Source organism: Limimaricola cinnabarinus, assembly GCF_047631075.1.
Taxonomy (GTDB): Bacteria; Pseudomonadota; Alphaproteobacteria; order Rhodobacterales; family Rhodobacteraceae; genus Limimaricola; species Limimaricola cinnabarinus.
In genome coordinates this window covers 54184-77395 of record NZ_JBLHYX010000007.1, presented here as the reverse complement: position 1 = coordinate 77395, position 23212 = coordinate 54184, and the positions used below count along the sequence as shown (strand labels likewise).

General features: G+C 68.6%; 21 protein-coding genes. 12 read left to right on the top strand and 9 right to left on the bottom strand.

The genetic code is table 11. The features are described from left to right. The first annotated feature begins 246 nt into the window (after window positions 1-246). From ACJASC_RS07660 to ACJASC_RS07640, 5 genes are all read left to right on the top strand, one after another. Window positions 247-2025: an acetolactate synthase 3 large subunit gene (locus ACJASC_RS07660; RefSeq protein WP_415144913.1), complete on the top strand. Its 1779-nt coding sequence runs from the start codon at window positions 247-249 to the stop codon at window positions 2023-2025. Window positions 2026-2098: 73 nt separating this feature from the next. Next, window positions 2099-2665 (top strand): acetolactate synthase small subunit, encoded by a 567-nt coding sequence (gene ilvN / locus ACJASC_RS07655; protein ID WP_021695016.1) that lies wholly within the window; start codon window positions 2099-2101, stop codon window positions 2663-2665. Window positions 2666-2763: 98 nt separating this feature from the next. Continuing rightward, on the top strand, window positions 2764-3696 hold the full coding sequence (locus ACJASC_RS07650; RefSeq protein ID WP_415144911.1) for a nucleoside hydrolase: 933 nt from the start codon (window positions 2764-2766) through the stop codon (window positions 3694-3696). A 99-nt stretch (window positions 3697-3795) separates the two neighbouring features. Further along, window positions 3796-5199: a protein adenylyltransferase SelO gene (locus tag ACJASC_RS07645; protein ID WP_415144909.1), complete on the top strand. Its 1404-nt coding sequence runs from the start codon at window positions 3796-3798 to the stop codon at window positions 5197-5199. Between the two features lie 65 nt (window positions 5200-5264). Continuing rightward, window positions 5265-6362 carry a sensor histidine kinase gene (locus ACJASC_RS07640; RefSeq protein WP_021695019.1) on the top strand — a complete coding sequence of 366 codons (1098 nt, stop codon included), beginning with the start codon at window positions 5265-5267 and terminating at the stop codon, window positions 6360-6362. A 57-nt stretch (window positions 6363-6419) separates the two neighbouring features. Here the strand turns inward: ACJASC_RS07640 and ACJASC_RS07635 are convergent, their stop codons facing one another. Next, a complete protein-coding gene (locus ACJASC_RS07635; RefSeq protein WP_415144907.1) occupies window positions 6420-6965 on the bottom strand; it encodes a peptidylprolyl isomerase in 546 nt (181 codons plus the stop codon). After that, window positions 6958-7464 (bottom strand): peptidylprolyl isomerase, encoded by a 507-nt coding sequence (locus ACJASC_RS07630; protein WP_045320229.1) that lies wholly within the window; start codon window positions 7462-7464, stop codon window positions 6958-6960. Before ACJASC_RS07630 ends, ACJASC_RS07635 begins: the two co-directional genes overlap by 8 nt. A 119-nt stretch (window positions 7465-7583) precedes the next feature. Between ACJASC_RS07630 and ACJASC_RS07625 the strand changes: the two genes are divergently transcribed. The 7 genes from ACJASC_RS07625 (at window position 7584) to ACJASC_RS07595 (ending at window position 15131) form a co-directional block, all read left to right on the top strand. Next, window positions 7584-8774: a phosphoglycerate kinase gene (locus ACJASC_RS07625; protein ID WP_415144904.1), complete on the top strand. Its 1191-nt coding sequence runs from the start codon at window positions 7584-7586 to the stop codon at window positions 8772-8774. Then, window positions 8771-9598 (top strand): SDR family NAD(P)-dependent oxidoreductase, encoded by an 828-nt coding sequence (locus ACJASC_RS07620; RefSeq protein WP_415144902.1) that lies wholly within the window; start codon window positions 8771-8773, stop codon window positions 9596-9598. Before ACJASC_RS07625 ends, ACJASC_RS07620 begins: the two co-directional genes overlap by 4 nt. Before the next feature lie 126 nt (window positions 9599-9724). Next, window positions 9725-10654, top strand: coding sequence for a class I fructose-bisphosphate aldolase (locus ACJASC_RS07615; RefSeq protein WP_415144900.1), 930 nt, complete (start codon window positions 9725-9727; stop codon window positions 10652-10654). A gap of 160 nt (window positions 10655-10814) precedes the next feature. Further along, a complete protein-coding gene (locus ACJASC_RS07610; protein WP_021695024.1) occupies window positions 10815-11108 on the top strand; it encodes an FtsB family cell division protein in 294 nt (97 codons plus the stop codon). Window positions 11109-11272: 164 nt separating this feature from the next. Further along, window positions 11273-12319, top strand: coding sequence for a pyruvate dehydrogenase (acetyl-transferring) E1 component subunit alpha (pdhA, locus tag ACJASC_RS07605; protein WP_415144898.1), 1047 nt, complete (start codon window positions 11273-11275; stop codon window positions 12317-12319). 3 nt (window positions 12320-12322) lie between these two features. Beyond that, on the top strand, window positions 12323-13729 hold the full coding sequence (locus tag ACJASC_RS07600) for a pyruvate dehydrogenase complex E1 component subunit beta (RefSeq protein ID WP_415144896.1): 1407 nt from the start codon (window positions 12323-12325) through the stop codon (window positions 13727-13729). Window positions 13730-13742: 13 nt separating this feature from the next. Beyond that, the gene (locus ACJASC_RS07595) at window positions 13743-15131 is read left to right on the top strand and encodes a pyruvate dehydrogenase complex dihydrolipoamide acetyltransferase (protein ID WP_415144894.1); all 1389 of its coding nucleotides are present in this window, start codon (window positions 13743-13745) and stop codon (window positions 15129-15131) included. 98 nt (window positions 15132-15229) lie between these two features. Here ACJASC_RS07595 and ACJASC_RS07590 read toward each other — a convergent pair whose 3' ends face one another. From ACJASC_RS07590 to ACJASC_RS07560, 7 genes are all read right to left on the bottom strand, one after another. After that, the gene (locus ACJASC_RS07590; protein WP_045320333.1) at window positions 15230-15661 is read right to left on the bottom strand and encodes a carboxymuconolactone decarboxylase family protein; all 432 of its coding nucleotides are present in this window, start codon (window positions 15659-15661) and stop codon (window positions 15230-15232) included. 573 nt (window positions 15662-16234) lie between these two features. Continuing rightward, entirely contained in the window at window positions 16235-17041 is an 807-nt protein-coding gene (gene cysE, locus ACJASC_RS07585; RefSeq protein ID WP_415144892.1) for a serine O-acetyltransferase, read from the bottom strand. A 58-nt stretch (window positions 17042-17099) separates the two neighbouring features. Beyond that, complete coding sequence (locus ACJASC_RS07580; RefSeq protein ID WP_415144890.1) at window positions 17100-17384, bottom strand: DUF7742 family protein; 285 nt, start codon at window positions 17382-17384, stop codon at window positions 17100-17102. Then, window positions 17381-21295, bottom strand: coding sequence for a baseplate multidomain protein megatron (locus ACJASC_RS07575; RefSeq protein WP_415144888.1), 3915 nt, complete (start codon window positions 21293-21295; stop codon window positions 17381-17383). Before ACJASC_RS07575 ends, ACJASC_RS07580 begins: the two co-directional genes overlap by 4 nt. Then, window positions 21295-21732, bottom strand: a complete 438-nt coding sequence (locus tag ACJASC_RS07570) for an NlpC/P60 family protein (RefSeq protein ID WP_415144886.1) — start codon at window positions 21730-21732, stop codon at window positions 21295-21297. Before ACJASC_RS07570 ends, ACJASC_RS07575 begins: the two co-directional genes overlap by 1 nt. Next, window positions 21729-22580, bottom strand: a complete 852-nt coding sequence (locus ACJASC_RS07565) for a DUF2163 domain-containing protein (RefSeq protein ID WP_415144884.1) — start codon at window positions 22578-22580, stop codon at window positions 21729-21731. The genes ACJASC_RS07570 and ACJASC_RS07565 overlap by 4 nt, the downstream gene beginning before the upstream one ends. Then, window positions 22577-23209 (bottom strand): phage distal tail protein, Rcc01695 family, encoded by a 633-nt coding sequence (locus tag ACJASC_RS07560; protein WP_415144882.1) that lies wholly within the window; start codon window positions 23207-23209, stop codon window positions 22577-22579. Before ACJASC_RS07560 ends, ACJASC_RS07565 begins: the two co-directional genes overlap by 4 nt. Between the last annotated feature and the right edge of the window lie 3 nt (window positions 23210-23212).

Below are 23212 nucleotides of genomic sequence, written 5' to 3'. Positions count from 1 at the left end.
CGGAACGACAAAGGTGCGACATTTTCTCCGCCGAATGCGGTTGACGCCCCCGCCCGCCCGTGCATATCTGCGCGGGCGGAATGCAAAGGACCGGGGAAGATGGATCTCCTTCTTGTAAACGGTGGAGTGGGGCGCGTGGGCCGGTAACGGCAAGGACCATGACGGTCGACCATGCGCCCCCGGATCACCGGGGGCTTTTTTGTGCGCGCGGCGCGACAGATAGACAGACAGACAGGATACGGCACGATGACAGGGCAGACGCAAACGCCGCCGACCGGCGGGCAGATGACGGGCGCGAAGATGGTCGTGCAGGCGCTCAGGGATCAGGGCGTCGACACGGTGTTCGGCTATCCCGGCGGCGCGGTGCTGCCGATCTATGACGAGCTGTTCCAGCAAAACGACATCCGCCACGTGCTGGTGCGCCACGAACAGGGCGCGATCCACGCCGCCGAAGGCTATGCCCGCTCCACCGGCAAGCCCGGCGTCGCCATCGTCACCTCCGGCCCCGGCGCCACCAACGCCGTCACCGGCCTGACCGACGCGCTGCTCGACTCGATCCCGATCGTCGTGCTGTCGGGTCAGGTCCCGACCTTCATGATCGGCTCGGACGCGTTCCAAGAGGCCGACACCGTCGGCATCACCCGCCCCTGCACCAAGCACAACTGGCTGGTGAAGGAGACCGACGCGCTCGGACAGACCCTGCACGAGGCGTTCCACGTCGCCACCGCAGGCCGCCCCGGCCCGGTGCTCGTCGACATCCCCAAGGACGTGCAGTTCGCCACCGGTGCCTATGGCGGCAAGGAAACCCGCTCGACCCGCTACAACCCGCCCGTGAAGGGCGATGCGGCGGCGATCGCGGCGCTGGCGCAGGCGATGGAGACCGCCAAGCGCCCGGTGTTCTACACCGGCGGCGGCGTCATCAACTCCGGCCCCGAGGCCTCGAAGCTGCTGCGCGATCTGGTCGCGGCGACCGGCTTTCCGATCACCTCGACGCTGATGGGCCTCGGCGCCTACCCCGCCTCCGGCGAGCAGTGGCTCGGCATGCTCGGGATGCACGGCCTTTATGAAGCCAACATGGCGATGCATGGCTGCGACCTGATGATCTGCATCGGCGCGCGCTTCGACGACCGGATCACCGGCCGCATCGACGCCTTCTCCCCGAACTCGATCCGCGCCCATATCGACATCGACCCCTCCTCGCTCAACAAGGTGATCCGCACCGACATCCCGATCATCGGCGATGTGGCGAGCGTCCTGGGCGACCTGATGGAGGCGTGGTCGGCGCGGGGCCGCAAGACCGACCGCGAGGCGCTGTCGCAATGGCAGGCGCAGATCGGCGAATGGCGGGCCAAGGACTGCCTGTCGTTCCGCAACTCGGAGACGGTCATCAAGCCGCAATACGCACTGCAGCGGCTCGAGGCGCTGACCAAGGATCGCGACCGCTACATCACCACCGAGGTGGGCCAGCACCAGATGTGGGCGGCGCAGTATCTCGGCTTCGAGGCCCCGAACCGCTGGATGACCTCCGGGGGCTTGGGCACCATGGGCTACGGCTTTCCCGCCTCGATCGGCGTGCAGATGGCGCATCCGGGCAGCCTCGTGATCAACGTCGCGGGTGAGGCGTCTTGGCTGATGAACATGCAGGAGATGGGCACCGCGGCGCAGTACCGCCTGCCGGTCAAGCAGTTCATCCTCAACAACGAGCGTCTGGGCATGGTGCGCCAGTGGCAGGAGCTGCTGCATGGCGAGCGCTATTCGCAGAGCTGGTCCGAGGCCCTGCCCGATTTCGTCAAGCTGGCCGAAGCCTTCGGCGCCAAGGGCATCCGCTGCTCGGACCCCGCACAGCTCGACGACGCGATCATGGAGATGCTGGATTACGACGGCCCGGTGATCTTCGACTGCCTCGTGGAAAAGCACGAGAACTGCTTCCCGATGATCCCGAGCGGCAAGGCGCATAACGAGATGCTGATGGGCGAGGTCTCGACCGCCCACGCGATCGAGGCCGGCGGCGCGGTGCTGGTGTGACCGGATCGCACAGCAGAGATCCGCAGGACATTTCGACATGTCTCGACCCCCGGCCCGAAGAAAGGACGACCCGATGCTGAACATCAAGGAAGGCTCGACCAGCCACTCCGCCTACAACCTGCGCTCCACCTTCTCCGACGTGGAGGAGCGCCACACGCTGGCGGTGATCGTCGAGAACGAGCCCGGCGTTCTGGCCCGCGTGATCGGTCTCTTTTCGGGACGCGGCTACAACATCGAAAGTCTCACCGTGGCCGAGATCGACCACACCGGGCACATGTCGCGCATCACCCTCGTCACCTCCGGCACGCCGCAGGTGATCGAGCAGATCAAGGCGCAGCTGGGCCGCATCATCCCCGTGCACGAGGTCCACGACCTCACCGTCGAAGGCCCGACGGTCGAGCGCGAACTGGCCCTCTTCAAGGTGCGCGGCGAGGGCGACGCGCGGGTCGAGGCGCTGCGGCTCGCGGACATCTTCCGCGCCAACGTGGTCGACTCGACGCTCGAAAGCTTCGTCTTCGAGATCACCGGCACCCCGGACAAGATCGACGCCTTCGCCGAGCTGATGCGCCCGCTGGGCCTGACCGAGCTTGCGCGCACCGGCGTCGCCGCCCTGTCGCGCGGCCCCGAAGCGCGGATCTGACACCGGCTAGGAGACGCTGACGACAGGCTGACGCCGCGCGAGGCTTGCCCCCGCGCGGCGTTCCTGCCTTCCTGTGCCCCTGACAAGGAGGGCCGGACATGGGCGCGCAGAAGATCATCATCGACACCGATCCCGGTCAGGACGACGCCGTCGCCATCCTCTTGGCGCTGGCCTCGCCCGAACTCGAGGTGCTGGGCCTCACCGCCGTCGCCGGCAACGTGCCGCTCGACCTCACGCAGCGCAACGCGCGCCAGGTGGTCGAGCTTGCGGGCCGCGATACGCCGGTCTTCGCGGGCTGCGACCGGCCTTTGAAGCGCCCCCTCGTCACCGCCGAGCATGTGCATGGCAAGACCGGTCTCGACGGCATCGCCCTGCCCGAGCCTGCCCTGCCGCTGCAGGAGGGCCACGGCGTCGATTTCATCATCGACACGCTGCGCCGCGAGCCCGAGAACACCGTCACGCTTTGCCCGCTCGGCCCGCTCACCAACATCGCCACGGCGTTCGAACGCGCACCCGACATCGTGGACCGGGTGCAGCGCATCGTGCTGATGGGCGGCGGCTTCTTCGAGGGCGGCAACATCACGCCTGCGGCCGAGTTCAACATCTATGTCGATCCCGAGGCCGCGAAGATCGTCTTCGATTGCGGGCGGCCGATCACCGTGCTGCCGCTCGACGCGACGCACAAGGCGCTCACCTCGAAGGGCTGGATCGCCGAGATGCGCGCCATGGGTCGGATCGGCGAGGTGGTGGCGAGCTGGACCGATTTCTTCGAGCGCTTCGACACCGAGAAATACGGCTCCGAAGGCGCGCCGCTGCACGATCCTTGCGTCATCGCGTGGCTGCTGCGCCCCGACCTGTTCTCGGGTCGCGAGATCAACGTCGAGATCGAAACCGGCTCCGAGCTGACGCTCGGCATGACCGTGGCCGACTGGTGGGGCGTCACCGACCGTCCCGCCAACGCGCTCTTCCTCGGGGATGTCGACCGTGACGGGTTCTTTTCGCTGCTGAGCGAGCGGATCGGACGGCTCTGACCGGCGGGCAGCGCGTATTTTCGGAACGAAGTGGCCGAGGGGACGCAATATCGTTAACCGGCCGCTTGGCTTGAACGCGCGATGGCATAGATGCAGGGCATGACCCTGCAGATCCCCTTCGACAACTCCTATGCCCGCCTGCCTGAGCGTCTGTTCACCCGGCAGGCGCCCGTCCCCGTCGCGGCCCCCGGCTGGATCGCCTTCAACGCGGGCCTCGCGCGCGAGATGGGCCTCGACCCCGATGCCTTGCAGACCGACGAGGGCCTGCAGGTCTTTGCGGGCAACGCGCTGCCGGAAGGCTCCACGCCGATCGCGCAGCTCTATGCCGGGCACCAGTTCGGCGGCTGGAACCCGCAGCTCGGCGACGGGCGGCAGGTGCTTCTGGGCGAGGTGGTGGATCCGCAGGGGATGCGGCACGACGTCGCGCTCAAGGGGTCGGGCCGTACGCCCTACTCGCGCATGGGTGATGGCCGGGCCTGGCTCGGCCCGGTGATCCGCGAATACATCATGAGCGAGGCGATGCATGCCCTTGGCGTGCCGACGACCCGCGCGCTTGCCGCCGTCAGCACCGGTGAGGAGGTGATCCGCGAGACCGCCCTGCCCGGTGCCATCCTGACCCGTGTGGCACAAAGCCATATCCGCGTCGGCACCTTTCAGGTTCTGGCCGCGCGCGGCGATCAAGACGGGCTGCGCGCGCTGGCCGATCACACGATGGCGCGGCATTATCCCACCGCCGGGTCGGTGCCCGAACTGCTGGCGCAGATGGTGGCGCGTCAGGCCGAACTGATCGCGCAATGGATGAGCATCGGCTTCATCCACGGCGTGATGAACACCGACAACTGCTCGGTCGCGGGCGAGACCATCGATTACGGCCCCTGCGCCTTCATGGACAACTACCACCCGGGCCGCGTGTTTTCCTCGATCGACGCGCATGGGCGCTATGCCTACGGCGCGCAGCCGCAGGTCGCGCTTTGGAACATCGCGCAGTTCGCCACCGCCCTCGTGCCGCTGATGCCCGATCAGCAGCGCGCGGTCGACGACTTCACCGCGATCATCAACCGCTTTGCCGATCTCTACCAATCGGCGTGGCTGACCCGGTTCGGGGCCAAGCTCGGCTTTGCCGATCCGCGCCCCGAGGATCGCGGCCTGATCGAGGCGCTGCTCACGGCCATGACCGAAGGCGGGGTGGATTTCACCAACGGGTTCCGGGCCTTGGCCGAGGACACGCCGGAGCGTGGCGGCGCAGGTCCCGACTGGATCGCCGCGTGGCGCGCGCGCGGCCCGGACCTTGAGATTGCGGCGGCGGCAAACCCCGTGGTGGTGCCCCGGCTGCACCGCATCGAGGCGGCGATCGCCGCCGCCGTGGCGGGCAATTTCGCGCCGATGCACGAGATGTTCGCCGTCGTCACCCGGCCGTACGATCCCGAACCTAGCCTAATGGACGGGTACATCATGCCGCCGGAAGGTCACGAAAAAGTCGACAAAACCTTCTGCGGCACTTAGAAACGTCAGAACCGTTCGACCTTCCCCACAAGAGCGGCCCGCCGGGCCGAGTTGAGAGTGTGCCTGTGAGAGATGTCATCGACGACACGACCGAAGGTCGGTCCGAAGCGATCCGCTCGCTCGGCATCATGGACAGCGAGGACGAGGCGGATTTCGACGAGATCACCGCCTATGCCGCCGAAATCTGCGATGCGCCGATCTCTTTGGTCACGCTGGTCAACACCGACCGCCAATGGGCGAAATCGGCCTTCGGCACCGAGCAGCGCGATTACAGCATGGATCAGTCGATCTGCGCGCATGGGTTGTCGGGGCCCGATTTCCTCGAGATCGAGGACACGGCCCTCGACCCGCGCACCCGCGACAACCCGCTGGTCACCGGCCCCGACGCGATCCGCTATTACGGCGGCGCGATCCTCAAGCTCGGCGACGCCCTGCCGATCGGGGCGCTGTGCATCCTCGACCGCAAACCACGCCGCCTGCCGGACGGGACCAAGCGCCTCCTGATGATCCTCGCGCGGCAGGTGGTGCGGCGCATGGAATTGCGCCGTGCGCTCATCGCGCAGGAAACGCTGGCCAACGAGGTCGATCACCGGGTCAAGAATTCGCTGCAGATGGTCACCGCCCTCGTGCGGATTCAAAAATCGCAGGCGCGCAGCGAGGAGACGCGCGAGGCGCTCTCCGAAACCATCGCGCGCCTCTCGGCGATCGCCCTGCTGCATGCCGAATTGCACAAGGTTTCGGCCCGCAACGAAATCGCGCTGCACCAGTTCCTGCCCGATGTGATCCGCCATCTCGACGTGACCCTGCCGGCCAACGTGGTGATCTCGCACCGCATGATCCCGATGCTGGTGCGCTCCGAGGTCGCGACCTCGCTGGCGCTTCTGGTGAACGAGGCGATCACCAACGCCGCCAAGCATGCCTTTCCGGACGGTCGCGCGGGCCGGATCACGGTGGCGCTGGGGCTGAGCGGAACCGAAGGGCGGCTCTCGGTCGTCGATGACGGCGTCGGCAGTGACAGGCTCACCGCCGACCGCGCCGATGGCAGCGGTCTCGGACGGCAGATCATCGACGCCTCTGTCGCGCGCATCAATGGCGAGATCCACCGCAACAGCGGCCCCGACGGCACCACGATCGAGGTGCAGTTCCCCGCGCCACGGCTCTAGCCCGGCGCGGCAGGGACGGGCCCCGGCCCGGGGACACCCGGGCCGGGACGCGGCGCGTCACTCGGTGACGCGCACCTCGCTCATCACGTCGGGCGCGCCGACCACGGCGCCGTTGGGCCCCTCGCCGCGCTTGATCGCGTCGAGCACGTCGAGACCTTCGGTCACCTGCCCCACGACCGTGTACTGGCCATTGAGGAAGTCGCCCGGCGCGAACATGATGAAGAACTGGCTGTTGGCCGAATTCGGATCCTGGCTGCGCGCCATGCCGACGGTGCCGCGCTCGAACGGAATGTCCGAGAACTCCGCGTCGAGATCGTCGCGCTCCGAGCCGCCCATGCCGGCCATCGAGACGTCGCCGCCCTCGCGGCCGAACTCCACGTCGCCCGTCTGCGCCATGAAGCCGTCGATCACGCGGTGGAACACCACGCCGTCATAGGCCCCCTCGCGCGCCAGCGCGGTGATCTGCTCGACATGGCCGGGCGCCACATCCTCGAGAAGGTCGATCCGGATCGTGCCGCTGGACTGGCCCGCGACGTCGATCTCGAGGCCGGCGGCGGCGGCGGGGCTGGCGACGAACGCCAGCAGAGCTGCAAGCTTATGCATCTGCGGCCACCTTGACGCTGATCATCCGGTCGGGGTTTGCCGGCGGCTCGCCCTTGGTGATGGCGTCGACATGCTCCATCCCCTCGATCACGCGGCCATAGACGGTGTATTGGCCGTTGAGGAAATGGTTGTCCTTGAAGTTGATGAAGAACTGGCTGTTGGCCGAGTTCGGGTTGGCCGACCGCGCGGCGCCCAGCGTGCCGCGGTCATGCGGCAGCTTCGAGAACTCGGCCGGAAGGTCGGGCTTGTCCGAGCCGCCGGTGCCGGCGCGGCGCGGGTTGTAGTCCTTTTCCATGTTGGCGTGCTCCACATCGCCGGTCTGCGCCATGAAGCCGTCGATCACGCGGTGGAAGGCCACGTTGTCATAGGCGCCGGCGCGGGCCAGCTCCTTCATGCGCTCGGCGTGCTTGGGCGCCACGTCGGCCAGAAGCTCGATCACCACCGCGCCGTCCTTCAGCTCGATGATGATGGTGTTCTCGGGGTCCTTGATCTCGGCCATTGCCGATCCTCCTTCTGCTTTGTTCCCGACATAAGGCCAGCTTGCGCGTAAGCCAATGGCTTGAGCGCCGCGTCCCCGGGCGCTACCTATCTGCCAACTCGAAACGGAAAGGACGGCTCATGGGCTGGAAGACGATCGACGAGATGGATCTCGCGGGCAAGCGGGTCCTGGTGCGGGTGGACGTGAACGTGCCTATCGAAGCGGGCCGCGTCACCGACGCGACCCGCATCGAGCGCATCGTGCCCACCGTCGATGACATCGCGAACAAGGGCGGGCGGGTGATCCTGCTGGCGCATTTCGACCGGCCCAAGGGCAAGGTCGTCCCGGAAATGTCGCTCAAGCAGATCGTGCCGGCGCTCGAAGAGAAGCTCGGCCGCAAGGTCGCCTTCGCCGAGGATTGCGTGGGCGACACGGCGCAGGCCGCCGTCGACGCGCTGGGCGATGGTGAGGTGCTGCTCCTCGAGAACACCCGCTTCCACGCGGGCGAGGAAAAGAACGACCCCGATTTCGCCCAGAGCCTCGCGCATCTGGGTGACGCCTATGTGAACGACGCCTTCTCGGCGGCGCACCGCGCGCATGCCTCGACCGAGGCGCTGGCCCGGCTCCTGCCCGCCTGCGCCGGTCGGCTGATGGCCGAGGAGCTGTCGGCGCTCAACAAGGCGCTGGGCAACCCCGAGCGGCCCGTCGTCGCCGTGGTCGGCGGCGCCAAGGTCTCGACCAAGCTCGACCTGTTGTCGAACCTCGTCGAAAAGGTCGACACGCTGGTGATCGGCGGCGGCATGGCCAACACCTTCCTCGCGGCCCAAGGGCTCGATGTCGGCAAATCGCTATGCGAACACGACCTCGCCGACACCGCGCGCGAGATCGCCCAGAAGGCCGCCGACAAGGGCTGCACCATCCTGCTGCCGCGCGACGTCGTCGTGGCGCGCGAATTCAAGGCCGGCGCCGAGAGCGAGATCGTGATGGCCGAGAACACGCCCTCGGACGCGATGATCCTCGATGCCGGTCCCGACAGCGTGGCCCATGTCGAGATGGCGCTCGAAAACGCCAGGACGCTGGTCTGGAACGGCCCTCTCGGCGCCTTCGAGATCGAGCCGTTCGACCGCGGCACCATGACGGCGGCGAAAAAGGCCGCCGAGCTGACGCGGGCGGGCAAGCTCGTCTCGGTCGCGGGCGGTGGCGACACCGTGGCCGCGCTCAACGCCGCCGGGGTGTCGGGCGACTTCACCTATGTCTCGACGGCGGGCGGGGCGTTTTTGGAATGGATGGAAGGCAAGGTGCTTCCGGGCGTGAAGGCGCTGGGCGCATGAGCGGCAACACGCAGATCCGCAAGGGCCATGGCGACCTCGTCCCGCAAAGCCGCGGCTGGACCCTGATCACCGGGGCCTCCTCCGGGCTTGGCGCGGAGTTCGCCCGCATCGCCGCGCGCGGCGGCCGCCGCCTGATCCTCTCGGCGCGCTCCGAGGACAAGCTCGAGGCGCTCGCCGCCGAGCTGAGCGGGCGCGTCGAGGTCGTCGTGATCCCCGCCGATCTCTCCCGCCCCGGCGCGGCCGAACGGCTGTGGCGCGAGGCGTCCGAGGGCCGCCGCATCGAGATCCTCGTCAACAATGCGGGCCTCGGGCTGCAGCGCCGCTTCGGCGATGGCGGCACCGATGAGGTCGAGACCCTCGTCGCGGTCAACGTCTCGGCGGCGACGATCCTGATGCAGGCGGCCGTGGCGCATATGCGCCGCGAGGGTGCGGGCCACATCATGAACGTGGCCTCGGTCGCGGCCTTCATCCCCGGTCCCGGCATGGCAGTCTATCACGCGACCAAGGCCTATCTGCTGTCGCTGTCGGACGCGGTGTCGAGCGAGCTTTCGGCAGAAGAGAGCGACGTCACCGTCACGGCGCTGTGCCCCGGGCCGGTCGATACCGGCTTCTTCGAGGCCGCTGGCATGGAGGCGAGCGGCCCCTCGGGCCCGATGCGCCCGGCCCGCGCCCGTGACGTGGCGCAGGCCGGCTGGGAGGCGATGCTGGCGGGCCGCAAGACCGTGGTGCCCGGCGGCATGACCCGGATCGCAGCCCTCGCCGGGCGGGTTCTGCCGCGCGGTCTGACCGCGCGGATCGCGGGCCGGGCCTACGGCCGGGCCTGATCCCAAATCCCCGAACGAACACGGGGGCTTGGTGGCGCTAACAGTGCCGCCCGGTGGCGCTAACAGGATTGTGAGCCACCGGGCGGCGGCCTAACGTTTGCCGCAACCGCAAACGAAAGGCTTCCCATGCAGACCACCGACACCATCCGCGACATCCTTCGCAACTACGAGGGCGAGACCCCCGGCGTGAAGGCGAACCTCGCCCGGATGCTGATGGCGGGCCGTCTGGGCGGCACCGGCAAGATGATCATCCTGCCCGTGGACCAGGGCTTCGAGCACGGCCCCGCCCGCAGCTTCGCGCCCAACCCCGAAGGCTACGACCCGCATTACCACTACCAGCTTGCCATCGACGCGGGCCTCAACGCCTATGCCGCGCCCTTGGGGATGATCGAGGCGGGCGCCGACACCTTCGCGGGCCAGATCCCGACCATCCTGAAATGCAACAGCGCCAACTCGCTGATGTCGGGCACCGCCGGCAAGAACCAGGCCGTGACGGCCTCGGTGGACGACGCGCTGCGGCTGGGCTGCTCGGCCATCGGTTTCACCATCTACCCCGCCTCGGACTGCGCGATCGACATGTTCGAAGAGATCGTCGAGATGCGCAAGGAAGCCGCCGCCAAGGGCGTGGCGACCGTGATCTGGTCCTACCCGCGTGGCGAGGCGCTCGACAAGGACGGCGAGACGGCGATCGACATCGCGGCCTATGCGGCGCAGATCGCGGCGCTGATCGGCGCGCATGTCATCAAGATCAAGCTTTCGACCGACCACCTGTCGCTGCCCGAGGCCAAGAAGGTCTACGAGGCCGAAGGCATCGACGTCTCGACTCAGGCCGCACGCGTGAAGCACTGCGTGCAGTCGGCCTTTGCCGGACGCCGGATCATGGTGTTTTCGGGCGGCGCCAAGAAAGGCGCGGATTCGGTCTATGACGACGCCCGCGCGATCCGCGACGGCGGCGGCAACGGCTCGATCATCGGTCGCAACTCGTTCCAGCGCCCGCGCGAAGAGGCGCTCGAGATGCTTGGCAAGCTGCAGGACATCTATCTCGGCAAGGGTTGATCGCGAAAAGGCGCGGCGGGATCGCCCAAAGCGGCATTCGGGCCACGCCGATCGGCAATAAGTCGCAGGGGCGGTGAAAACACGGTGTTTTCACCGCCCCTTTCGTGTCATTCTATCCACAGCCGCCCGGTTCAAGAGGTGGCATACGAGGCACGGCAGAATGAAACGCACCCCTTCTTTGGGCCCCGCCCTCTATCTGATCGGCATGCTGCTGATCGGTCTCTACTTCACCTTTGCCGCCGTTCAGGGCGATTACGGCGTGTTCCGCCGTGCAGAGGTCGAAGCCGAGGCGCGGGGCCTGGAGAAGGAACTCGCCTCCCTGCGCACCGACGTGGCGCGGATGGAGAATCTCACCCGTCGCCTGTCGGACAAATATCTCGATCTCGACCTGCTCGATGCCCGCGCGCGCGAAGTGCTCGGCATGATCCGCGCGGACGAAATCGTCATCCGCTGACCTTGGGTCAGCCTCACCCGCCTTGTTTTGCTGCGCCGCGCCGATTTTTCGTGCGCGGCGCTCGTCATTTCGCCCATCGGCAGATTGCCCTGTTGCATCCCGCGCAAGTTCTGTAAGTGATAGTTCAAGGCTAAACTATCCGTCACAGCGCGAAGGGAGACGCCATGGCGACCCGGAAGACCTCCGACACAGGCCCCGCCAAGGGTTCCAATCCTGCCCCCAAGGGCTCCAACATTCCAGCGGACGAGCTCAAGCATTACTACCGCGAGATGCTGCTGATCCGGCGTTTCGAGGAGAAGGCCGGCCAGCTCTACGGCATGGGCCTGATCGGTGGTTTCTGCCACCTCTATATCGGCCAGGAGGCCGTGGTGGTCGGGCTCGAAGCGGCGGCGGAAGAGGGCGACAAGCGCGTCACCTCCTACCGCGACCACGGCCACATGCTGGCCTGCGGCATGGACCCCAAGGGCGTGATGGCCGAGCTCACGGGCCGCGAGGGCGGCTACTCCAAGGGCAAGGGCGGGAGCATGCACATGTTCTCGAAGGAAAAGCATTTCTACGGCGGCCACGGCATCGTCGGCGCGCAGGTGCCGATCGGCGCCGGTCTCGCCTTCGCGGACAAGTATCTCGACAACAAGCGCGTGACCTTCGCCTATTTCGGCGACGGCGCGGCGAACCAGGGCCAGGTCTACGAGACCTACAACATGGCGCAGCTGTGGGAGCTTCCGGTCGTCTTCGTGATCGAGAACAACCAGTACGCGATGGGCACCAGCGTGCAGCGCTCGACCAAGTCGCCGTCGCTGTGGGAGCGCGGCGCCGCCTACGGCATCAAGGGCGAGGAAGTCGACGGCATGGACGTGCTGGCGGTCAAGGAGGCCGGTGAGCGCGCCGTGGCGCACTGCCGCGAGGGCAAGGGCCCCTACATCCTCGAGATCAAGACCTACCGCTACCGCGGCCACTCGATGTCCGACCCCGCGAAGTACCGCTCGCGCGAGGAGGTGCAGAAGATGCGCGAGGAGCGCGACCCGATCGAGCAGATCCGGCAGGTGCTCTTGAGCGGCCAGCACGCGACCGAGGACGACCTCAAGGCGATCGACAAGGAGATCAAGGAGATCGTCAACGAGTCCGCCGAGTTCTCCAAGGAGAGCCCCGAGCCCGCGCTCGAGGAACTCTGGACCGACATCTACGCTGACGAAGCCCCGCAGGAGGCCTGATCCATGGCGACCGAAATTCTGATGCCCGCCCTCTCCCCGACCATGGAGGAAGGCACGCTCGCCAAGTGGCTCGTGAAGGAGGGTGACACCGTCTCCTCCGGCGACATCCTGGCCGAGATCGAGACCGACAAGGCCACGATGGAGTTCGAGGCCGTCGACGAAGGCACCATCGGCAAGATCCTGATCGCCGAAGGCACCGAGGGCGTGAAGGTGAACACCCCGATCGCCGTACTGCTCGAAGAGGGCGAGGACGCCTCCGCCGCCGAGAGCGCCGGCGGCAACACCGGCTCCGAGGCCAAGACCGAGGTCAAGGAAGAGACCAAGGCCGACGCCAAGGACATCGTCCCCGCCGACACCCCCGCCGCCGCCTCGCCTGCCGCCGCGGCACCGAAACCGCCGCGCACGCCTGATTGGCCCGAGGGCACCGAGACCAAGACCACCACGGTCCGCGAAGCGCTGCGCGACGCGATGGCCGAGGAAATGCGCCGCGAAGCCAACGTCTTCCTGATGGGCGAGGAAGTCGGCGAGTATCAGGGCGCCTACAAGATCTCCCAAGGTCTCCTTGACGAGTTCGGCCCCAAGCGCGTCGTCGACACGCCGATCACCGAGCACGGCTTTGCCGGCATCGCGGTCGGCGCGGCCTTTGGCGGCCTGCGCCCGATCGTCGAGTTCATGACCTTCAACTTCGCCATGCAGGCGATGGACCAGATCATCAACTCGGCGGCCAAGACGCTCTACATGTCGGGCGGCCAGATGGGCGCCCCGATGGTGTTCCGCGGCCCCAACGGTGCTGCCGCCCGCGTCGGCGCGCAGCACAGCCAGGACTACGCCGCGTGGTTCATGCAGGTGCCCGGCCTCAAGGTCGTCATGCCCTACTCCGCCGCCGACGCGAAGGGCCTGATGAAATCCGCGATCCGCGACCCGAACCCGGTGATCTTCCTCGAGAACGAGATCCTCTATGGCCGCTCCTTCGAGGTGCCGGTGCTGGAGGACTTCACCATCCCGCTGGGCAAGGCCAAGATCGCCCGCGAGGGCACGGACGTGACCATCGTGTCGTTCGGCATCGGCATGACCTATGCGCTCGCGGCGGCCGAAAAGCTGGCCGAGGACGGCATCGAGGCCGAGGTGATCGACCTGCGCACGATCCGGCCCATGGACACCGACGCGATTCTCGAGAGCGTGAAGAAGACCAACCGCTGCGTCACCGTCGAGGAAGGCTGGCCGCAGGGCTCGGTCGGCAACTACATCTCCTCGGTGATCATGCAGGAGGCGTTCGACCATCTCGACGCGCCGGTCATCAACTGCACGGGCAAGGACGTGCCGATGCCCTACGCGGCGAACCTCGAAAAGCACGCGCTGCTGACGACCGACGAGGTCGTCGAGGCGGTGCGCAAAGTGACCTACAAGTAACGGAGCGCGAGACATGCCAACGGAAATCCTGATGCCCGCGCTGTCGCCGACCATGGAGGAAGGCACGCTCGCGAAATGGCTGGTCAAGGAGGGTGACACCGTCTCCTCCGGCGACCTTCTGGCCGAGATCGAGACCGACAAGGCGACGATGGAGTTCGAGGCCGTCGACGAGGGCGTCGTGGGCAAGATCCTGATCGCCGAGGGCACGGAAGGGGTGAAGGTCAACACCCCCATCGCCGTGCTGCTCGAGGATGGCGAGAGCGCCGACGACATCGACGCCTCGACCGAACCCAAGCAGGGCGATGCCGACAGCCATGCCGAACCCGCCACACCCAAGGCCGAAACCTCGCCCGCCAAGGGCTATGGCGACGATGCCGGTGCCGCGCAGCAGGCCAAGGGCGGCGACGCCGCTCCGGCCTCCTCGGGCGGCTCCGGTGCCTCCGGCGACCGCGTCTTCGCCTCGCCGCTGGCGCGGCGGATCGCGGCCGACAAGGGCCTTGACCTGAGCCAGATCCAGGGCTCCGGCCCCAACGGCCGGATCGTCAAGGCCGATGTCGAGAGCGCCAAGCCCGGCCAGAAGCCCGCCGCTGCCGCCTCGTCCACCGAGAAGGCCGCGCAGGAGCCGAAAGCCGAGACCGGCAAATCCCCGATCGCCGAGCCCGCCGCCCCCGGCGCGCAGGCCGAACAGATCCGCAAGATGTATGCCGATCGCGACTACGAGGAGGTCAAGCTCGACGGGATGCGCCGCACCATCGCGGCCCGTCTCACCGAGGCCAAGCAGACCATCCCGCATTTCTACCTGCGCCGCGACATCAAGCTCGACGCGCTGCTGAAATTCCGCTCCCAGCTGAACAAGCAGCTCGAAGCCCGCGGCGTGAAGCTTTCGGTCAACGACTTCATCATCAAGGCCTCGGCCTTGGCGCTGCAGGCGGTGCCCGACGCCAACGCCGTCTGGGCCGGTGACCGGGTCTTGAAGCTCAAGCCATCGGACGTGGCCGTCGCCGTCGCCATCGAGGGTGGTCTCTTCACGCCCGTACTGCGCGACGCCGAAAGCCGCTCGCTGTCCTCGCTCTCGGCCCAGATGAAGGATCTGGCCAAGCGCGCGCGCGACAAGAAGCTGGCCCCGCACGAGTATCAGGGCGGCAGCTTCGCGATCTCCAACTTGGGCATGTTCGGCATCGACAATTTCGATGCCGTCATCAACCCGCCGCATGGCGCGATCCTCGCGGTCGGTGCCGGCGTGAAAAAGCCGGTGGTGAATGCCGAAGGCGAGGTCGAGGTGGCCACGGTGATGTCGGTGACGCTCTCGGTCGACCACCGGGTGATCGACGGCGCGATGGGCGCCGAGCTGCTCAAGCAGATCGCCGACGCGCTCGAAAACCCGATGGTGATGCTGGCCTGACGGCCCCATCCCAATGCCATCGACAAAGGGCCGCGCTCCATGAGCGCGGCCCTTTTCGTCGCGTGTAAGAGACAGCCTCAAGCCTGCCCCGGTCTGCCCTAGTTGGTCGGCGGCATGATCTCGTCATGCTCGGCCTTGAACGCCGCGAGGTCGTAATCCATGCCATTGAGCATGGTGCTCCACATGCGGACATTGGCGGCGATCGCCACCGCCTCGCGCAGTTCGCCCTCCGTCGCACCTGCGCTCATTGCGTTCTTCTTGTGAGCATAGACGCAGTAATCGCAGGGGATCTGCGCGGCGACCGCGAGCGCAACCAGTTCGCGCGTCTTGGGATCGAGCGCCGCCTCCTCGCTTTGCAGCGCGCCATAGAGCGCCATTGCCTCGTCGAAGGCGTGTTCGGGATAGATGCTGCTGAAGAACTCCGGCGGCCCCTGGTCACCCGCCGTCTCCGCCATCTCGTTTCCGGTTTCCTGCGCCGAAGCCATCCCTCCGGCACATGCGATCGCGACAGCCATCATCATGCGTGTCATGGATCTTCTCCCATGAGGATCAAGATACGTGGAATTGAGCCAGTCGCCGCGAAACTTCCCGGCGAAAGCCGAAAATTTGCCGTGTCTCGGAGTTCGACGATATCACGAAACCGGAGCCGTTTCACTCGAAACCGTCGCGGCGCGCCTTGCCGGGGTAAGCGCAGCCCTGTTCCTGACCCTGCAAATCGGCGATAGCGCGCAACCATGACGCGTGTCAGGATGCATCAAAGCCACCTCGCAGCCATGGAGCCGTCATGGGGAATTGGTTAATTGCTCTACTGCGCGGCATCGCGGCAGTCGTCATGCTGATTGTCATCCAACGGCTCGAAGAAGACAGCGAATGGGGATGGCCCGCATTGTATATAGGCATACCCGTCGCCTTTACTTTGGCCGAGTTCCTGCTGAGACGTCTTTTCCGCTACTGGAAATCACATCGGTCGTGACCGATGCGCCCGGCCCTTCATAGGCTCCGCATGTTTGACTAGAGCGGGGCGCGGCGATCGCGCCAGCCCCGAAGGCAATCGCCTTCAGGTTGCCAAGCGTCCCCACGATCCATACCACCGCCCCGGCGTGTCACTCGCCCCGAAACGTCTGGTCCATCGACACCGAGGGCTGCGCGCAGCCCGCCTCGCCGACGATGCGCGCGGGCACCCCCGCCACGGTCTTGCAGGCCGGAATGTCCATCAGCACGACCGATCCCGCCGCGATGCGGGTGCAGTCGCCGATACGGATGTTGCCGAGCACCTTCGCCCCTGCCCCGATCAGCACGCCGTTGCCGATCTTGGGATGGCGGTCCTGCTCTTCCTTGCCGGTGCCGCCAAGCGTCACGGAATGCAGCATCGACACGTTGTCGCCCACCACCGCCGTCTCGCCGATCACCACGGAATGCGCGTGGTCGATCATCACGCCGCGGCCGATCTTGGCCGCCGGATGGATGTCGACGCCAAAGGTCTCGGACACGCGCATCTGCACGAAATAGGCCAGATCGAGCCGACCCTGCATCCAGAGCCAATGACCGAGCCGGTAGGCCTGAATCGCCTGATAGCCCTTGAAGTAGAACAGCGGCTGCAGGAACCGGTGGCAGGCCGGGTCGCGCTCATAGGTGGCGACGAGGTCGGCGCGGGCCGAGACGACGAGCTCGGGCTCGGCGCCATAGGCCCCGTCGACGATCTCGCGCAGGATCTGCGCGGGCATCTCGTCCGAGGCGAGTTTGAGCGACAGCCGGTAGGCCAGCGCGCAGGCGAAACTCTTGTGATGCAGCACGCCCGAATGGATCAGCCCGCCCATCAGCGGCTCGGCGGCGACAGCCTCCTCGGCTTCGCTGCGAATACGGCTCCAGACCGGGTCGATCTCGGCCAGCTGCGCTTGTGGTATCGCCATCGCCATGGCCTCCTGATGCCGCGTCCTGTCTAGCCCAGATAGGGCCCCGTCGCCAAGATCAAAGCCCCCGGCCTGCGTCAAGGGCATCGAGCACCTGCCGCAGCGCCGCGCGCGCCTCGCGGCCCAGCGATGGCGGCAGCGGCCGCGCGGGGTGGCGCAGCGCCGCCGACATCAGCGATCCGTCGCCCCAGAGCGGATGCGCCCGGCCCCGCCGCTTGCGCCACGCATCGGCGGCGCGGGCCTCGGTGACGATGGCGGCGGCAAGGCGCGGCCGCGCAGCGGGCGGCACCGCGAGCAGCGCGGCCACGGCCCGGTCGAGACAGCCCGGCAGGATCGGCCTCATGGCTGCACGGTGAGCGAGGCGAAGGGCCCCGGCCCGAAGGCGTCCGAGATCTGCGCCACCTGCACCACCAGCGGCCCCGTCGCCCCGTCGGCGCCCCGCGCGGCGGCGGTGTAGCGGTAGGACGGCGCGCCGAGCTCCACCTCGCGCAGCACCGTGCCGCCGTCGAGAACGCGTAGCAGGTAGGCCTCTCGCGCCTCATCGAGCGGCACATCCCGCCCGGCCCAGGCATCGGCGCCGCTGCGCGCCCGCCGCACCCACGAGATCTCCAGATCGCCCCCCGTTTCGCCCCCCGTCTCACGCGCCGCGAGATGCGCGGGCGCATAGGGTCTCAACCCGATCCCCGCAAAGGCGCGGGCCTCGTGCCGCCAGCTCGGATCGCCCACCTGCCGCCGCGCCGGGCCATAGCGGTAATGCCGCTCCAGCCCGCGCGCCGCCTGCGGCAGGCCGATCTGCCGCGGCACCCCGTCGAGCAGTACCAGCCGGCTGCCCACCGGCCAGGCGTCGGGCATCACCGCATCGGTCCCCGCCTGCCCCCTGAGACGGCCCGTCAGGTCATACACCCCCGGCGCCACCGGCTCGGCCCGCAGGAATTGCAGCACCTCCCAATGATCGCTTGTCCCGTCGCCGATCGCCACGAGGTTGGCCCCCGACAGCACCGCCGCCTCGCCCGCGCTCGTCAGCCGCCCCTGCACCAGCCGCACCCGAAGCGCCGGGCCGTGATCCCACAGGCCGGACGGCGCGGCAGCGAGCGGGGTCAGCGTCGTGCCGATGGTCGCGGCGAGGGGCTGCACGTGGTCGAGCCGGTGATCGGCATCCTCGACGCCGCGCACCAGCGCCACCGCGCCGGGCCATGGATCGGCGGTGGCGGCGAAATGCGGCGCGTGCGGGATCTCGTCGCCCGCGAGCAGCGGCAGGTCGAGAAACACCCCCTCGACCGGCACCGGCGGCACGTAAGCCCCCGGCAGATGCGGCTCGTCCTCGGCGGGCTGCGGCAGATAGAGGTCCGGCGTGCAGCGCACCGCCTCCACTTGCGCATGGGTGGTGCGCTCGATGCGGTCGATGCGCCAGCCGCCGCAGCCTTCGCCCGCGATCTCGACCACGTCGCCCGCGCCCAAGGGATGCGCCGAAGGCGGCAGCGCGAAGGCGGCGCTCTCGCGCGACAGCCGCATTTCGGCGAGCCAGCGCGCCGCGATCCCCTGCGCCTCGGCACGGGTGAGCGCCATCGGCAGTTCGGACGCCTCGACATGGCGCGCGTCGCCCCCCGGCACCGCCGCCTCGACGCTGGCCACGGCCCCCGTGCCCGCCGCATCGACATAGCCGAGCCGCACCCGGCCCGGCAGCGCCGCGTCCCCCTCGCGCGCGACCTCGAAGGCGGGCGTGTCGGCGCGGTCGCGCACCAGCCCGCCGGGGTTGATCACCGCATCCGTGCGCCCGTCGCGCGTGCGAAACACCAATGACCCGTCGCGCTCCACCGCGTCGAAGCCATGCGCCAGCATCAAGGGTTGCAGCAGCGCCCGCGCGCTTTGCGTACCGTTGGCGACATAGCCCCGCACGAGGCCCCAGAGCCGCGAGGTGTCGATCTCGGTCACGCCCGCCCCGGCGCAGATCTCGGCCACCACCGAGGCGAGGTCGCGATGCGCGGTGCGCCCGGTGATCCAGTGCCCCCGCGCCCAGTTCGCGCCATCGCTCCAGACCTCGGACAGGCCCGGAAACCACGGATAGGGCCTGAGGTCCCACGCCCAGACCAGCATCCGATCCGTGTCGAGCATCGGCGCCCCGTAGACCTCCGAGACCGGGTTGGCCTGCGGATCGGCAAAGTGGCGGTGCATGGCCCGCAGATACTGCATCTGGATCAGCTCGTCGCGATGCCCGCGCGAATGATGGGGCAGCGAGGATTCCGAGGATTTCGGATCGAGGAACTTGTTGGGCTGGTTGGTGCCGCGATCGACGGCGGCGCAGCCCAGCTCGGTAAAGCGGATCGGCTTCGACCCCGGCTGCCACGCGGTGGGCGCGTCCTGCCGCACCCCGTCGATCCGCTCGTGATGCGCATTGCCCCACCAGCCTCTGAGATCCTTGTAGCGCCAAACCCAGGGCTCTCCGTCGCCATCGGTGATCGGCGTGCGGATCTGCGCCGCGCGCGCCTCGGGCGAATGGTAGAACCAGTCATACCCCTCGCCGCCCGCGACATTGCCGGTGAGGTAATCGAGATCGTAGATCGAGCGGTGGTCGGCGGCGTCGAGATGGTCCCAGCCGTCGCGCCAGTCCGAGAGCGGCATGTAATTGTCGATGCCGATGAAATCGATCTCAGGGTCGGCCCAGAGCGGATCGAGGTGAAACCGCTTGGTCGCCCCGCCCGGCTGGTGGCCGTGATACTCGGTCCAGTCGGCGGCGTAGGAGAGCTTCACATCCGGCCCGAGGATGCCCCGCACCTCCGACGCCAGATCGCGCAGCGCCGCCACGGCGGGATAGCTGTCGTTCGCGCCGCGGATCGTGGTGAGGCCGACAAGTTCCGAGCCGATGCAGAACGCCTCGACCCCGCCCGCCATCGCGCAGAGATGCGCCTGATGCAGCACGAAGCGGCGCAGGCCCCAATCCTCGGGGCCGCCGTAAACCGGGCCGTCGGGCGTGATGGTGAACTGATCCGCCCGCGCCGCGCCGAAGAAGGCCGCGACCTCGGCCTCGGCGGCCGCCATGCGGTCGGTGGTGCCGGGCCGGTCCGGGGCCAGCGCGGTGGTGATCCGCCCGCGCCACGGCAAAGGCGCCTGCTCGGCCCCGCCCCACGGGTCGGGCAGGCCGTTGCCGCCAAGCTGATCCATCAGGATGAACGGGTAATAGGTCACCTCCAGCCCGCGCGCCGCCATCGCGCGGATCGCCTCGATCACCGCGCGGTCCGAGGGCGTTCCGCCATAGACCGGGCGGCCTTCGACGCGCGGCACCGGCAGCGCGCTGTCGCGGGTCAGCCCCGAGACGCGCCACGCCATCTCCTCGCCCTCGGCCTCGTCCTGTTCGACCTTGGGGCGGATGCGGCACTGCCCGGCCCGAAGGTCGTCACCGAACCACGACACCACGAGAGAGGCGGCGCCACAGCGGGGCAGCTCCTCGACCAGATCGTCGAGGGCGGCGTCGGCGTCGCTCGGCCCGCTCGGCCCGTGCAGATTGGCGGGCAGGCGTTCGCCGAACCCCGCCCCGACATGCACCGGCGTCGTCGCCAGAGCGTATTCCCCGGTGCCGGGGATCACCGCCACGCCGCGCACCAGCTGCGCGATGTCCTCGGCCCGCGCGGGGTCGGCGACATCCGAAGGGCGCAGCACCTCGAAGGAGAACTGCGGCACCCGGTTGCCGAAGCGCGAAAGATCGAGATCCTCGATCACCACATAGGCCAACCCGCGATAGGCGGGGGCCAGACCGATCCCGAGGGCGGCCTCGATCGCGGGGTCGGGTAGCTGGTCCTCGCGCCCCTCATAGAACCGCCAGGTGATCTCGTCGCGGCCAAGCTCGACCCCGTCGGCCCAGATCCGTGCCACCCGCGTCACCGGCCCCTCGCACAGCCCGACGGCGAGGCTCACCGCGTAGGAGAACTCGACCACTTCGGGTTTCGGCGCGCCCTTGCCGCCGCCGGTGCCGGCGCGCCGCTCCTCGAACTCGGAGGCCCAGATCACCTGCCCGCCGATCCGCATCCGGCCCCAGAGCCGGGCGATCGGCTCGCCCTCGCCCGCCCCGGTGAGGCGAAACCGCTCGACCCGGCCGGTTTCGACCGGGTCGGCCCCGCCGCCCAGAAGCCGCGCGTCGATGCCGCGGCCCAGCGCCGCCCCCGCGGCCCGGCCCAGCACCGCGCCAGAGAGGCCCAGCACGCTGCCCCCGATTGAGCCGCCAATCGCCATCCCGGCGGCTCCGAACACGATGGTCGCCATCAGCCGATCCTTTCCGTCAGTGCGAAACACGCGGCGATGCGCCGCCGCCACGGGGGGGTGAGGCGGCTTTCGACCACCCCGTGCCCCTCATAGGCATGGATGAAGCTCGGGCCGCCCGTGCCATCCGCGCCATCGGCCAGAAGCCCCAGATGCCGCGCCGGACGCCCCGCGCGCAGCCGAAACAGCAACAGATCGCCGGGCCGCGCTTCGGCGCAGGCGATCTCGTGCAGGTGCCGCGCCGCCGCGTCGCGCAGGATCTCGTCACCGCGCGCCTCCATGCGCGGATAGGCGGGCACCGGCTCCGGCTCGTCCCCTTCGAGCGCCGCCCAGACGCCCCGCACGAGGCCGAGGCAGTCGCAGCCTGCGCCGCGCCGCGCCGCCCCGTGCAGATAGGGCGTGCCGATCCAGCCGCGCGCCACCTCGACGATGCGGCTCATGCGCCCCCCGATCGCGGCACCGCCATCAGCCAGTCGGTCCCCGGCAGATGCGCAAACCCGCGAAAGTTCAGGAAGTTGTCGAATTTGAGCCGGCAGGTCTCGGCCCGCTTGTCGCAGCCCGCGACGAGCCGCAGCATCGTGCCGGGGGGCAGGTCGGCGCAGATCGGCTGCCACAGCTCGACGAGGCGCGCGCCATCCGCGAGCCGGTCCTCGCGGATCGGCGCCGAGAGCCCCGCGCCGGGGCCGTCGATCACCTCGGCCCGGCCTTGCGCGAACCAGCCCGCCTCGGGGCCCTCGGGCCAGTCGAAGCGCAGCGTCCCGCCCTCGGCCCGCGCCAGAGGCCAAGTTTCGGCAAAGCCCGGCCGCGACGTGTCGAAGCCGCAGCGCGCATCGCCGAAGGCCGCGTCGCAGCGTTTTTGATAGACCCGACCACCGGGTCGGTTGAGCAGGTCCGACAGGCCCCGCATCTCGGCCCGGAACAGCGTGCCGTCGCGGCGGATCTCGCCCAAGCGGCCCCGGAATTCGAGCGCGCGCCGGGCGGGATCGGCCCAGTTCACCCGCCAGATCCGCAGCTCCGCCCCGTCGAGGCGGCCTTGGGCGATCTCGGCCTCGGTGATGCCCGCATCCGAGATCGCGCCCAGCGCCTCGGAGGTGTCGGCGGCGAGCCCCGCGCCCTGCACCAGCGCGCTGGCGCTCATCCCGGTTTCGGGGCGGAAATCGATGCCGTCGAAGGACAGCGCCCGGTCGTGATCGGTAAAGCCGCGCAGGAGCCCATCGGCGCGCCGCAGGGCCCAGGCGCGGCACAGCGTGGTGACGCCGCCCGCGAGGTGATCGTCAAAGCCGCTCATGCCCGGATCTCCACCACCGGGATCTCGGGCAGCGTGCCCGCCTCGAAGCTCGCCACCGAGCCGATCAGCGTTTCGGTGTCGAAGCGCGCGGGCACGTCGAATTCAAACCCCGCCGTGACGATCGCGCCGATGGGCGGCGCCACGCCGAGCCGCACGAGGCCGGTGGCGTGGTCGATCTCGACGCCCGCGCCCTCGAGCACCGGGTCGCCGTCCACCGCGACCCGAACGCTGCCCGCGACGGGCCGGGTGATCGGGCGCAGATAGGCCGCCGCGCCGGTGCCATAGCGCTTGACGAGGCGGAACGCCGTGGTGGCGTCGTCGCCGGTGCCGATCTGCTGGTCGAGCTCCTCGATGGGGCGCGAGGCCGGGGCCGAGCGCCAGTCGAGCCAGTCCTTCCAGCGAAACCCGTGAAGCGGGCCGCGCCGCGCCTCGAAGAAGGCCAGCACCGCCTCGATGTCATCGAGCCCGCGCAGGCCCAGACCTGCGTCATAGCGCCGCCGCGCGTCGGCCCAGGGGCTGTTGCGCTCCTCGAAGCCATTGGCGAGGGTGACGATCTCGCAGCGCCGCTCCGGCCCGCCGGAGGCGCCGAAGCTCAGCGCCACGGGAAATCTCACGTCGTGGAATGCCATGAT